Origin of the sequence: Streptomyces sp. NPDC091376, assembly GCF_044757085.1 — a bacterium.
GTDB classification, from domain to species: Bacteria; Actinomycetota; Actinomycetes; order Streptomycetales; family Streptomycetaceae; genus Streptomyces; species Streptomyces pratisoli.
In genome coordinates this window covers 1-12,531 of the sequence record NZ_JBIVUF010000016.1, presented here as the reverse complement: position 1 = coordinate 12,531, position 12,531 = coordinate 1, and the positions used below count along the sequence as shown (strand labels likewise).

Sequence of the window (12,531 nt, the reverse complement as noted above, 5' to 3'; positions counted from 1 at the left end):
GGCCCCGACGATAACAACGCGCGTGCGGGGCACATCGAGTGCGCCCGCCCAGCGCCCGGTGGCTCAGACGCGCATCGGCTGCGGGGACTCGCGGCGGTCGCCGTCCGGCCCCGGGTACTCGCGGATCACCTCGTAGCGCGTGTTCCGTTCCACCGGGCGGAAGCCCGCGTCGCGGATCAGCTCCAGCAGGTCGTCCCGCGTCAGCTTGTTCGGGGTGCCGTAGTTGTCCGCGTCGTGGGTGATCTTGTACTCGACGACCGACCCGTCCATGTCGTCCGCGCCGTGCTGCAGCGCCAGTTGCGCCGTCTGCACACCGTGCATCACCCAGAAGACCTTGACGTGCGGGACGTTGTCGAACAGCAGCCGCGACACCGCGAAGGTCTTCAGCGCCTCCGCACCCGTCGCCATCGTCGTCCGCGCCTGCAGCTTGTTGCGGACCTTGCCGTCCTTCATGTCGACGAAGTCGTGCTGGTAGCGCAGCGGGATGAAGACCTGGAAGCCACCGGTCTCGTCCTGCAGTTCACGCAGCCGCAGGACGTGGTCCACGCGGTGGCGCGGCTCCTCGATGTGCCCGTACAGCATCGTGCTCGGGGTCTTCAGACCCTTCTCGTGCGCGAGGCGGTGGATCCGGGACCAGTCCTCCCAGTGCGTGCGGTGGTCCACGATGTGCTGACGGACCTCCCAGTCGAAGATCTCCGCGCCGCCGCCGGTCAGCGACTCCAGGCCGGCATCGATCAGCTCGTCCAGGATCTCCGACGCCGAGAGCCCCGAGATGGTCTCGAAGTGGTGGATCTCCGTCGCGGTGAAGGCCTTCAGCGAGACGTTCGGCAGCGCCTTCTTCAGCTCGCTCAGCGACCGCGGGTAGTAGCGCCAGGGAAGGTTCGGGTGGAGCCCGTTGACGATGTGCAGCTCGGTGAGGTTCTCGCCCTCCATCGCCTTGGCGAGACGGACGGCCTCCTCGATGCGCATCGTGTACGCGTCCTTCTCGCCCGGCTTGCGCTGGAACGAGCAGTACGCGCACGACGCCGTGCACACGTTCGTCATGTTGAGGTGGCGGTTGACGTTGAAGTGGACCACGTCACCGTTCTTGCGCGTGCGCACCTCGTGGGCGAGGCCGCCGAGCCAGGCCAGATCGTCCGACTCGTAGAGGGCGATGCCGTCCTCGCGGCTCAGCCGCTCGCCGGCCCGGACCTTCTCCTCCAGCTCGCGCTTGAGCCCTACATCTTTGATAGATGCAGTCATGCGGCCGCCTCCCAACGTCTGCGCAAAAAAGACCCCACTCACCGTACGCCTAGACCTCTTCGGGCAGGTCTCCGACCCGGTTCTCCCACTTCGTCGACAGCACGATGGTCGTACGCGTCCGCGACACGCCCCGCGTACCGGACAGCCGCCGGATCGTCTTCTCCAGCCCGTCGACGTCGGACACCCGCACCTTGAGCATGTACGAGTCGTCGCCCGCGATGAACCAGCAGTCCTCGATCTCCGCGAGGTCGCGCAGCCGGTGCGCCACGTCCTCGTGGTCGGCGGCGTCGGAGAGTGAGATGCCGATCAGCGCGGTGACACCGAGGCCGAGCGAGGCGGCGTCGACGGTCGCCCGGTAGCCGGTGATGACCCCCGCCGCCTCGAGGCGGTTGATGCGGTCGGTGACGGAGGGACCGGAGAGTCCCACGAGCCGGCCGAGCTCGGCGTACGAAGCCCTGCCGTTCTCGCGCAGGGCCTGGATGAGCTGCCTATCCACGGCGTCCATATGCCTGAGCCTTCCATTATTCATCGCTACCGCAATTTTACGTGTGCAATCCAAGGCATGCAGGGTGGACACCCGGCATGCCCGTGTTACCTCGGGCGGTCAAGGACGTACGCGACCTGCCCGGTGGTCCCCTATTCGGCCCTGGAGCCCCCCAGCTCGCCCTCCCAGCGGCGGTACAGCCCGTGCGCCACCCCGGCCGCGTCGAGCACCCGGCCCGCCACGAAGTCGACCAGGTCCTGGATGTGCGTCGCGCCCGCGTAGAAGGCCGGAGACGCGGGCAGCACGACCGCGCCGGCCTCGTCGAGCGCCACCAGGTGCCGCAGTGTCTGGCCGTTCAGCGGGGTCTCCCGCACCGCGACCACGAGCTTGCGGCGCTCCTTCAGCGTCACGCTCGCGGCCCGCTGCAGCAGGTCCTTGGACAGTCCGAGCGCCACGCCCGCGACACAGGCCGTGGACGCCGGGACGATCAGCATCCCCTTGACCGGGTACGAGCCCGAGGACGGGCCCGCGGCGAGATCGCCGGCCGCCCAGTGGCGGACGTCCGCCCCCTCCACCCGGAAGGTGCCGGGCTTGCCGTCGGCGCCCCGTTCCAGCCATGCGCGCAGATCCTCCTGCCAGTGCGCGTCCCGGAACGCGATCCCGGTCTCGTCGAGCAGGGTGAGCCGCGACGCCCGCGACACCACGAGGTCGACGCTCTCACCGGCGTCGAGCAGCCCGCGCAGCACGGCGGCGGCGTAGGGGGTCCCGGACGCCCCGGAGACCCCGACGACCCATGGGGTGCGGTTGGCGTCGTTCATGGAGTTGAGCCTATCCGGCCACCGGACGGCGGAACTGAGTAAGGTACCCCGGACGTTTCCGGGGGGAGACGCGGGAAGCGCAGGGGGTCATGGTGTCGACGACATCGCTCGAACGGAGCCGGACGGACCGGGCCAGGACGGCCGGGAAGCTGATGCTCGGCTGGGTGGCGTTGCTGTGGGCGCTGGAGGCCGTCGACTTCGCGTCCGGCCACAGCCTCGACGCCTACGGGATAACGCCGCGTGAGCCCGGCGAGCTGGGCGACATCGTCTCCGCGTCGTTCCTTCATTTCGGCTTCGCCCATGTCGCGGCGAACAGCGTCCCGCTGCTGGTCTTCGGCTTCCTCGCCGCGCTCGGCGGCGTCCGCCGCTTCCTTGCCGTGGCCGCGCTGATCATCGTGGCCGACGGCATCGGCGTCTGGCTGATATCGCCGCCGAACACCAACACCGCGGGGGCGTCAGGGCTCGTCTTCGGCCTCTTCGGCTATCTCCTGGTCCGCGGCTTCGTGGACCGCCGCCTGGTCGACGTCGCCACCGGCCTCGTGATCGGCGCGATCTGGGGCGGCTCGATCCTGCTCGGCGTCTCCCCCGCCAACACGGAGGTGAGCTGGCAGGGCCACCTCGTGGGCCTGGTGGCGGGAGTGGTGGCGGCGTTCGTCTTCCGCCGCCCGAAGCGCGCGCCCGTGCTCACGGCATAGCGCCGCCGTCGGCGGGCACAGGGGCACACCGACGGCCGTCCCGGCCGCGGCGGTTACAGGGTCAGACCCCGAACGGCGAGATCGAGCAACGCACACACGAACAGGGCGATCCCGATGAAGCCGTTGACCGTGAAGAACGCCCTGTTCAGCCGGGACAGGTCGTGCGGGGTCACGATCGTGTGCTCGTAGACGAAGGCGGCTGCGACGATCAGCAGGCCGAGCCAGAAGAAGAGGCCGACGCCGGTGGCGAGGGCGTACCAGACGAAGAGGGCCATCGTCACGGCGTGGCAGACGCGTGCGCCCCACAGGGCCGCCGGGATGCCGAAGCGGGCCGGGACCGACATCACGCCGTGGGCGCGGTCGGCCTGGACGTCCTGGCAGGCGAAGATCAGGTCGAAGCCGCCGATCCAGACACCGACCGCCAGGCCGAGGATCACCGCGTCCCACGACCAGGACCCGGTGACCGCGATCCATGCGCCGACCGGGCCGATCGCTTGGGCGAGGCCCAGGATCGCGTGCGGGAAGTTCGTGAAGCGCTTCCCGTACGGGTAGACCACCATCGGGACGACGGCGAGGGGCGCGAGCGCGAGGCACAGCGGGTTGAGCAGCGCCGCGGCCCCCAGGAAGATCACGAGCGCGATGCCCGCCCCGGTCCACGCGGACCGTACCGACACCGCCCCGGTCACCAGCTCGCGGCCCGCCGTGCGCGGGTTACGGGCGTCGATCTCGCGGTCGATGATCCGGTTGCAGGCCATCGCGAAGGTCCGCAGGCCCACCATCGCGACGGTGACGAGCAGCAGCTTGCCCCAGTGGATGCTCCGGTCCAGCTCGAACATCGCGGTGAGCGAGGCGATGTACGCGAACGGCAGCGCGAAGACCGAGTGCTCGATCATCACCAGCCGCAGGAACGCCTTGGTGCGTCCCGGGCTCGGGACCGCGGCCGCGGACGCGCTCACAGGCCGTACTCCTTCCAGCGACGGTCGACCAGCGCCGCCGTATCGGGGTCGGAGAGCACCATGTTCGGCCAGCCCCCGTCCCGGGTGTAGCCCTCCTCGGGCCACTTCTTCGTCGCGTCGATACCCGCCTTGCCGCCCCAGAACTGCTGGTAGGAGGAGTGGTCCAGATGGTCCACCGGGCCCTCGACGACGGTGAGGTCGCGGGCGTAGTCGGTGTTGCCGAGCGCCCGCCACGACACCTCGTGCAGATCGTGGACGTCGCAGTCGGAGTCGACGACCACGATCAGCTTGGTCAGCGACATCATGTGCGCGCCCCAGATCGCGTGCATGACCTTCTGCGCGTGCTTCGGGTACTTCTTGTCGATCGAGACGATCGCGCAGTTGTGGAAGCCGCCCGACTCGGGCAGGTGGTAGTCCACGATGTCCGGGACAATGATCTTCAGCAGCGGCAGGAAGAACCGCTCCGTCGCCCGGCCCAGCGGCCCGTCCTCCGTCGGCGGCCGGCCGACCACGATCGACTGGAGCAGCGGACGCTTCCGCATCGTCACGCAGTCGATCGTCAGCGCCGGGAAGTCCTCCTGCGGCGTGTAGAAGCCGGTGTGGTCGCCGAACGGCCCCTCCGGCAGCGTCTTCCCCGGCTCCAGCCAGCCCTCCAGCACGACCTCAGCCTGCGCGGGCACCTGGAGCGGCACGGTCTTGCAGTCGACCATCTCGATCCGCTTGCCCTGCACGAAACCGGCGAACAGGTACTCGTCGATGTCACCGGGCAGCGGCGCCGTCGAGGCGTACGTCACGGCCGGCGGACAGCCGAAGGCGATCGCGACCGGCAGCCTCTCACCGCGCCGCGCCGCCACCTGGTAGTGGTTGCGGCTGTCCTTGTGGATCTGCCAGTGCATGCCGATGGTGCGCTTGTCGTGGCGCTGCAGCCGGTACAGACCGAGGTTGCGCACCCCCGACTCCGGGTCCTTGGTGTGGGTCAGCCCCAGGTTGAAGAACGAGCCGCCGTCCTCGGGCCAGGTGAACAGCGCCGGCAGCCGGTCCAGGTCGACGTCGTCGCCGCGCAGGACCACCTCCTGCACCGGCGCGTCCTTCACCTTCCTCGGCGGTACGTGCGTCATCGCGCCGAGCTTCCCGAACGCCTCGCGCACCCCGACGAACCCGTGCGGCAGCTCCGGCTTCAGCAGCCCGCCGATCTTCCCGCTGATCTCGTCGTACGACTTCAGGCCCAGCGCCTTCAGCAGCCGGCGGTCCGTCCCGTACACGTTCATCGCGAGCGGCATGGAGGCGCCGCGCACGTTCTCGAAGAGGAGCGCCGGGCCGCCGGACTTCTGGACCCGGTCGACGATCTCCCCGATCTCCAGGTACGGGTCGACTTCGGCCTTGATGCGCTTGAGGTCGCCCTCGCGCTCCAGCGCCCGGAGCAGGGAGCGAAGATCGTCGTAAGCCATGCCGTCCAGTATCGGCCACTCGCTACCCTGGACCTGTCACGGGGGCCGTTCCACGGTCCCGTTCTCCGCACGTAGGGGGCAGCCAATGCTTCGGGTACTGATGTTCTTGGTGCCGCTGGCGCTCAGCATCTACGCCTTCATCGACTGCATCTCCACGGACGAGAAGGAGATCAGGTACATCCCCAAGCCGATCTGGGCGATCCTCGTGCTGCTGTTCCCGCTCGTCGGCTCGATCTCCTGGCTGATCGCCGGCAAGGAGCGCGCGACGCCGCGTCCGGCGCGGCGCGGCGACTGGGTGGCTCCCGACGACAACCCCGACTTCCTGAAGTCCCTCAACGAGGACAAGGACCCGACCCGGCACCTGCCCCAGGACCCGGCCGAGGATCCCGCCGAGGACGCGAGGGACCGGGCGAAGGACCCGAGGCGGGACGAGGATCCGGGCACGTCCTGACGGAGGGGCCGAGCCCATGGACCGGGAACTGGCACGGCAGTGGCTGTCCACCGCGCTCGACGAGGCGCGCACGGGCCTGGCCGAGGGCGGCATCCCGATCGGCGCCGCACTGTACGGCCCGGACGGCGCCCTCCTCGGCCGCGGGCACAACCGCCGCGTCCAGGACGACGATCCGTCGCTGCACGCGGAGACCGCCGCCTTCCGCGCGGCGGGACGCCGGCGCTCGTACCGCGACACGACGATGGTCACCACCCTCTCCCCCTGCTGGTACTGCTCCGGGCTGGTGCGGCAGTTCGGGATCCCTCGGGTCGTCGTCGGCGAGGCCGAGACCTTCCCCGGCGCCCACGGCTGGCTGGCGGCGCACGGCGTGGAGGTGGTGGTCCTGGACGACCCCGCCTGCACGGAGCTGATGCGGGAGTTCATCAGCGGCCATCCGGACCTGTGGTACGAGGACATCGGCAGCGAGGACACCGGCCATGACACGTGACCGCATCCCTGTGATCGACCTGGGCCCATGGCTCTCCGCCGGCCCCGCCGCCCGCGCACGTCTCGCCGCGACCGTCGACGAGGCCCTGCGCACCGCCGGCTTTCTGCTGGTCACCGGCCACGGGGTGGACCCGGGTCTGCGTACGGAGATCCGGCACCTCGCGCGCGGCTTCTTCCGGCTGCCGCCGACCGCGAAGGAACCGTACGCCGTGAAGGTCGGCGGCCGTGGCTGGCTCGGCCCCGGGGCCGAGGCCAACGGCTACGCGGAGGGCACCCGGACGCCGCCCGACCTGAAGGAGTCGCTGTCGTTCGCGGCGGACGTGCCGACGGGTGATCCGGCGGTCGACGCGGAGTGGTTCCTGCCGAACACCTGGCCGACGGAGGTACCGGAGCTACGCCCTGCCGTGGAGGCGTACCTGCGGCGGATGCGGGCGCTGTCGGACCGGCTGCTCGCACTGCTCGGGGTGGCCCTGGGCGAGCCGGAGGACTTCTTCACCCGGCACACCGCCCATCCGACCTGGGGCTTCAACATCAACTGGTACCCGGGCCGGGACACCGTCGGAGAGCCTCGGCCCGGCCAGTTCCGGATCGGTCCCCATACGGACTTCGGCACGGTCACCGTCCTCGACCGGCAGACCGGCAAGGGCGGCCTCCAGGTCTTCACGGACGAGGGCGGCTGGGAGGACGCGCCGTACGCACCGGACGCGCTGACGGTCAACATCGGGGATCTGATGGCCCGGTGGACGGACGGCCGCTGGTGCTCGGGACGGCACCGCGTGCTGCCGCCGCCCGCGGACGAGCCGGCCGAGGAGCTGATGTCGCTCGTCTACTTCTACGAGTGCGATCCGGGCACGGACGTCCGGGGCACCGACTCGCACACGTATCTGCGGGACCGGCTGGACGCGATCACCGCCGACTGAGGGGTCACCGACCGTCGGCGTACTCGGCGCGCAGCTGCTGGAAGCGGTCCGGCGTCCAGGCGGCCCAGTCCGCCGGGCGGCCGTCGAGCGCGTCGGAAAGGTACTCGAAGTGCTGGTGCCAGCCCGCCAGGTTGTCGAGGCGCTGTTCGTCGGAGCCGGTGAACTCGTTGGTGAAGCGCAGCACGGTCGCGAGGGAGTCGGCGGGCGCCGGCTCCATGTGGAACCGGACCCGGCCGTGGACCTCCACCGTGTACTCGGCGACGGCCTCCATGTCCCAGGCCGTGACCCGCCCGGAGACCACGGTGCCCGCTCCATCCCGCTCGGCGTTCAGCCAACGCAGTGTCACTCCGCCGCCCAGGTGGGGCTCCAGCAGGTCCGCGGCGGCCAGCCACTGCGGCAGACCCTCAGGCGTGGCCACGGCGGCCCAGACCCGGACCACCGGGTGCGGCAGATGCAGCACGAAGTGCAGGACGTGGGTGGTGCCGTCGTCGCCGTCGCGGGTCTCGCCGGTGCCGTAGGGGATCGCTTCCGTCATGGCACCAGCGTCGCCCGTCGCCGCCGGGAACGCGACCCTTACACGCCCGCGTAGCCGTGGAGGCTGTTCACGAAGAGGTTGACGCCGTAGTAGTTGAAGAGGAAGCAGGCGAAGGCGATCAGCGCGATGTACGCGGCCTTGCGGCCCTTCCATCCGGCGGTCGCGCGGGCGTGCAGATACGCGGCGTACGCCACCCAGGTGATGAAGGACCAGACTTCCTTGGCGTCCCAGCCCCAGTAGCGACCCCAGGCGTCGCCGGCCCAGATCGCCCCGGCGATGATCGTGAAGGTCCACAGCGGGAAGACCGCGGCGTTGATGCGGTACGCGAACTTGTCGAGGGACGCGGCGGCGGGCAGTCGCTCCAGCACCGAGCGGGCGAAGGAGCCCGGGTTGCCGCCGTTCGCCAGCTTGTTCTCGTACGAATCCCGGAAGAGGTACAGCAGGGTGCCGACCGCGCCCAGGTAGAAGACGGCGCCGCAGAAGATCGCGGTGGAGACGTGGATCCACAGCCAGTACGAGTGCAGCGCCGGGACCAGCTGGTCGCTCTCGGTGTAGAGCCAGGTGACGGCGATGCCCAGGTCCAGCAGGACGGAGGTGACGAGCGGCAGTCCGATCCAGCGGACGTTCTTCTTGGCGAGGAGGAAGCCGAGGTACGCGCCGACCGCCACGGTGGAGAAGGTGGTGGAGAACTCGTACATGTTGCCCCAGGGGGCGCGCTGCACGGACACGGCGCGGGCGATGACGCCGGCGGCCTCGACGAGGAAGGCGAGGACGGTCAGCGAGACGGCGATCCGGCCGTACATGTCGCCCTGCTGGTCACCGCCGGCGGCGCCGGGGCCGTCGGGGACGTCCCGGGCACCGGCCGAGGACCGGGTGACGACCTTGGGGCGTTCCAGAACGGCGGTGCCGCCGCCCTTCTGTGCCACGCGGATCGTCGGAGCGGCGGCGGCCGCAGTGCCGGTCGTGAGGGCTGCGGCGGTACGGCCGACGCGGCTGCGGCTGCCGAAGGTCCACTCGGCGATGTGCGCGAGGAAGGCCAGGGTGTAGACGGCCATCGCCGAGTAGATCAGCACGTTACTGAACTCGGCGAGGCTCTCGTTGGTGGCGGCGGCGAGAGTCACTTCTCAGCCCCTTCGGCAGGAACAGGATCGGCGGGATCTGCGGGATCGGGCGCGGTCGGCGCCTGTGCGTTGAGGGTGACGGCCAGGTCGGCCAGCTCCTCGGGGAGTTTCGCGGACTCGCTCCGGCCGAGGCCGGCCATCTCGACGACGGTGACGCCGTCCTCGCCGCGCACGGCACGGACCCAGACCCGGCGCCGCTGGATGAACAGCGAGCCGACGAGTCCGGCGATGGCGGCGATGGCGCCCGAGAGGGCGAGGCTGTTGCCCGGCTGCTGGGAGATCTGGAAGCTCGCCCACTCCTTGATCTCCTTCTCGAAGGTGATCGAGCCGGCGCCGTCGGGCAGCTTCATCGTCTCGCCGGGGAGCAGGGTCTGCTTGAACACGCCGCCCTTGGCGTCCTTGAACGGCTTCATCTTGCGGGTGTCCAGCTGGTACACGTTCTGCGGAACGCCGGAGTCGACGCCGAGACTGCCGTGGTACGCGCTGAGGTTGAGCGCCGGGAACACCAGGGCCGGGAACTCGGAGAACATCTGGCCCTGGCCCTTGCCCGCGAACGTCGGCACGAAGAAGGCCGGGAAGCCCAGTTGTTCCTTCTTGCCCGCCTTGTTCCGATAGCCGTCCATCACCTTGATGACGCCGGTGGAGCTGACGTTGCTGTCGACGGGAAGCAGCGGCACGGCGCCCTTGTAGACGACGTCGCCCTTGCGGTCGCGGACGGTGACGACGGGCGCGTAGCCGTGCGAGAGCAGATAGACCTTGGCGCCGTCGATCTCCAGGGGCTCGTTGACGCGGATGAGGCCCTTCCGCTCCTCGCCCTCGGTGCCCTTGGTGTACGTCACCGCGGCCTCGTAGGTACGCGGAGTGCCCTTCTGCGGGCCGTTGGGCTCGTACGTACCCGTGAACCGGTCCAGGGTGAAGCTGAACGGCGGCAGCTCGTCGACGCTGAACATCGACCCGGACTTGAAGTCGTCGTACTGGGTGAGGGTGTTCGCGAAGCCGTCGCCCTCGACGATCAGCTTGCCTCCCTCGGACTTGAAGAGCTGCCCGGCTGCGAAGGCCACGAGCATCACGATCAGGGCGACGTGGAAGAGGAGGTTGCCCACCTCACGGAGGTAACCCTTCTCGGCCGCGACCGCGTCCCCGGCCACATGGGCCCGGAACCGCCGCTTCTTCAGCATGGCGAGCGCGGCCTCGCGCACCGCCTCGGGCTCGGCCCCGGTGCGCCAGGTCGTATAGACGGGCAGCCGGGTGAGGCGCTTGGGTGCGCCCGGCGGGCGGCCGCGCAGCTGGCCGGTGAACTGCCAGGTGCGCGGGACGATGCAGCCGATGAGCGACACGAACAGCAGGATGTAGATCGCGGAGAACCACACCGAGCTGTAGACGTCGAAGAGCTGGAGCTTCTCGAAGACCGGCGTCCAGAACTCGTTGTTCGCCTTCCAGGTGCGGACCTTCACCTCGTCCACGCTGTCCTGCGGGATGAGGGAACCGGGGATCGCGCCCAGGGACAGCAGGAAGAGCAGGATCAGCGCGACCCGCATCGAGGTCAGCTGCCGCCAGAACCAGCGCGTCCAGCCGAGGACCTCGCGGCCGGCCCAGGCGAGGGCGCCGCCGGCGCCCGGCGCGCGCGGTCCGCCGAACGAGCCGGGTACGGCACGTTCCTGGGGGGCGGTGGAGAGCTGCTCCCCGGCGCTGCCGAGTTCACCCGCCTCCTCCTGGCCGCCGGTGTCCGTGTCAGCGGATTCCGGCGCGTCGGTGGTCCCCGGCGTGTCGGTGGTCTCCGTCGTCGTCTCGGTCTTGCTCATGGATCAGATTCCCACCTGGAAGCCACTGGACCAGCTCTGCACGTCCTGCACGAGGATGTCCCACATACCTGTGAGAAGGAGCAGGCCGGTCACGATCATCATGCCGCCGCCGATCCGCATCACCCAGGCATAGTGCCGCTTCACCCAGCCGAACGCACCGAGCGCCTTGCGGAACGCGACGGCGGCGAGGACGAACGGCAGGCCCAGGCCCAGACAGTACGCGGCGGTCAGCAGCGCCCCCCGGCCCGCGCTGGCCTCCTGGGCGGCGAGCGCCTGGACGGACGCGAGGGTCGGGCCGATGCACGGGGTCCAGCCGATGCCGAACAGCGCACCGAGCACCGGCGCTCCCACGAGCCCCGTCGCGGGTCGCTTGTGGAAGCGGAACTCACGCTGGGTGAGGAAGGGCATCAGCCCCATGAAGAAGACGCCCATCAGGACCATCAGCACCCCGAGGACCCTGGTGAGGGTCTCCCGGTGCTCCTGGAGCGTCCAGCCGAAGTAGCCGAACAGCGCCCCGCCGGAGATGAAGACGGCGGAGAAGCCGAGGACGAAGAGCCCGGCTCCGGCGGCCATCCGCCCCCGCCGTGCCTGCTCCAGGTCGGTACCGGTGACCCCGGTCACGTAGGACAGATAGCCGGGCACCAGCGGCAGCACACAGGGCGAGAAGAAGGAAACGAGTCCGCCGAGCACGGCGATGGGCAGCGCGAGCAGCAGCGCACCACTGAAGACCGTCTCGTTCATCCCTACTTCTCCGCGACCAGCGGGTCGATCATGGAGCGCAGCTGCTTGTCGTCGATCGGCATCAGCGCGCGCGCCGCGATCTTTCCTTCACGGTCGATGACGAGCGTGGTCGGGATGGCCTGCGGGTTGACATCGCCCTTGGGGAACTTCAGGACCAGCTTGCCGGTCGGGTCGTGGAAGCTCGGGTACCCGACCTTGAAGTCCTTCTCGAAGGCCAGGGCCTGGTTGATCTGCGCGTCGCGGGTGTTGATCCCGACGAACTCCACGCCCTTGCTCCTGGTCTCCTCGGCGACCTTGGTCAGGTAAGGCGCTTCGGCGCGGCAGGGCGCGCACCACGAGCCCCAGAGGTTCATCACGATGATCTTGCCCTTGTAGTCGGCGAGATCGAGCGGCTTGCCGGTGAGGTCCTCACCGGTCAGTGCCGGGACCGCCTTGCGCTCGCCCTTGGCGACGACCGAGATGCCGCCGGTGCCGGTGACGAAGTTGGTGCCGCCTCCGCCACCGGACTTGCCGTTGGAATCGCCGCTGCACGCCGACAGCGTCAGCGCGGCCGCGAGGGCGCCGATGGCGAGCAGGGTGCTACGAGGGGCACGGGCAAGGGTCATGTGAAAAGTTTCGCATGGGGGTGCATGAGATCTTGGGCGCCCCCCTTGCTGCCCGTAACGCCCCTTGTCAAGAGAGGTTAAGCGGTGGCTTTGAGGAAGGTGTTCCAGCCGCCTGCCGGGGACTGTCCGACTTGCAGCGTGCGGAGCTTGGTGAGGATCTTCGGGTCCTGGACGTCCAGCCAGTCGCAGAACTGCCGGAACGACACCAGCCGTACGTCCTTCTTCCC

The 12,531-nt window shown here is 69.6% G+C and carries 14 protein-coding genes; 4 read left to right on the top strand and 10 right to left on the bottom strand.

Annotated features, from left to right (window positions below; all coding sequences use genetic code 11):
* Positions 1–63 precede the first annotated feature (63 nt).
* The 3 genes from mqnE to ACIQMR_RS28845 all read right to left on the bottom strand — a co-directional run bounded on the left by mqnE (position 64) and on the right by ACIQMR_RS28845 (position 2,544).
* The gene (gene mqnE / locus ACIQMR_RS28855; protein WP_266381303.1) at positions 64–1,242 is read right to left on the bottom strand and encodes an aminofutalosine synthase MqnE; all 1,179 of its coding nucleotides are present in this window, start codon (positions 1,240–1,242) and stop codon (positions 64–66) included.
* Between the two features lie 49 nt (positions 1,243–1,291).
* Positions 1,292–1,747, bottom strand: coding sequence for an Lrp/AsnC family transcriptional regulator (locus tag ACIQMR_RS28850; RefSeq protein ID WP_266381302.1), 456 nt, complete (start codon positions 1,745–1,747; stop codon positions 1,292–1,294).
* A gap of 131 nt (positions 1,748–1,878) precedes the next feature.
* Complete coding sequence (locus ACIQMR_RS28845; RefSeq protein ID WP_266381301.1) at positions 1,879–2,544, bottom strand: UbiX family flavin prenyltransferase; 666 nt, start codon at positions 2,542–2,544, stop codon at positions 1,879–1,881.
* Between the two features lie 89 nt (positions 2,545–2,633).
* On the opposite strand from ACIQMR_RS28845, the gene ACIQMR_RS28840 reads away from it, so the two are divergent.
* Positions 2,634–3,239 (top strand): rhomboid family intramembrane serine protease, encoded by a 606-nt coding sequence (locus ACIQMR_RS28840; protein ID WP_401393279.1) that lies wholly within the window; start codon positions 2,634–2,636, stop codon positions 3,237–3,239.
* A 53-nt stretch (positions 3,240–3,292) separates the two neighbouring features.
* Here ACIQMR_RS28840 and mqnP read toward each other — a convergent pair whose 3' ends face one another.
* Together mqnP and ACIQMR_RS28830 are read right to left on the bottom strand one after the other, a co-directional pair.
* Positions 3,293–4,195, bottom strand: coding sequence for a menaquinone biosynthesis prenyltransferase MqnP (mqnP, locus tag ACIQMR_RS28835; protein ID WP_401393276.1), 903 nt, complete (start codon positions 4,193–4,195; stop codon positions 3,293–3,295).
* Positions 4,192–5,643, bottom strand: a complete 1,452-nt coding sequence (locus ACIQMR_RS28830) for a menaquinone biosynthesis decarboxylase (RefSeq protein ID WP_401393274.1) — start codon at positions 5,641–5,643, stop codon at positions 4,192–4,194. Before ACIQMR_RS28830 ends, mqnP begins: the two co-directional genes overlap by 4 nt.
* An 85-nt stretch (positions 5,644–5,728) precedes the next feature.
* Between ACIQMR_RS28830 and ACIQMR_RS28825 the strand changes: the two genes are divergently transcribed.
* The 3 genes from ACIQMR_RS28825 to ACIQMR_RS28815 are packed head-to-tail and all read left to right on the top strand — an operon-like array spanning position 5,729 to position 7,500.
* Positions 5,729–6,094 (top strand): PLD nuclease N-terminal domain-containing protein, encoded by a 366-nt coding sequence (locus tag ACIQMR_RS28825; RefSeq protein ID WP_401393271.1) that lies wholly within the window; start codon positions 5,729–5,731, stop codon positions 6,092–6,094.
* A gap of 16 nt (positions 6,095–6,110) precedes the next feature.
* The gene (locus ACIQMR_RS28820; protein WP_401393270.1) at positions 6,111–6,581 is read left to right on the top strand and encodes a nucleoside deaminase; all 471 of its coding nucleotides are present in this window, start codon (positions 6,111–6,113) and stop codon (positions 6,579–6,581) included.
* Complete coding sequence (locus ACIQMR_RS28815; RefSeq protein WP_401393268.1) at positions 6,571–7,500, top strand: isopenicillin N synthase family dioxygenase; 930 nt, start codon at positions 6,571–6,573, stop codon at positions 7,498–7,500. Before ACIQMR_RS28820 ends, ACIQMR_RS28815 begins: the two co-directional genes overlap by 11 nt.
* A 4-nt stretch (positions 7,501–7,504) precedes the next feature.
* Here the strand turns inward: ACIQMR_RS28815 and ACIQMR_RS28810 are convergent, their stop codons facing one another.
* From ACIQMR_RS28810 to ACIQMR_RS28790, 5 genes are read right to left on the bottom strand one after another with little or no spacing between them, the layout of a single operon-like run.
* Positions 7,505–8,035: an SRPBCC domain-containing protein gene (locus ACIQMR_RS28810; RefSeq protein WP_401393265.1), complete on the bottom strand. Its 531-nt coding sequence runs from the start codon at positions 8,033–8,035 to the stop codon at positions 7,505–7,507.
* Positions 8,036–8,073: 38 nt separating this feature from the next.
* Positions 8,074–9,156, bottom strand: a complete 1,083-nt coding sequence (ccsB, locus tag ACIQMR_RS28805) for a c-type cytochrome biogenesis protein CcsB (protein WP_401393262.1) — start codon at positions 9,154–9,156, stop codon at positions 8,074–8,076.
* Positions 9,153–10,958 carry a cytochrome c biogenesis protein ResB gene (locus ACIQMR_RS28800; RefSeq protein ID WP_401393259.1) on the bottom strand — a complete coding sequence of 602 codons (1,806 nt, stop codon included), beginning with the start codon at positions 10,956–10,958 and terminating at the stop codon, positions 9,153–9,155. Before ACIQMR_RS28800 ends, ccsB begins: the two co-directional genes overlap by 4 nt.
* 3 nt (positions 10,959–10,961) lie before the next feature.
* Entirely contained in the window at positions 10,962–11,699 is a 738-nt protein-coding gene (locus ACIQMR_RS28795) for a cytochrome c biogenesis CcdA family protein (RefSeq protein WP_401393256.1), read from the bottom strand.
* Positions 11,700–11,701: 2 nt separating this feature from the next.
* Positions 11,702–12,304, bottom strand: coding sequence for a TlpA family protein disulfide reductase (locus ACIQMR_RS28790; protein ID WP_401393253.1), 603 nt, complete (start codon positions 12,302–12,304; stop codon positions 11,702–11,704).
* Positions 12,305–12,531 lie beyond the last annotated feature (227 nt).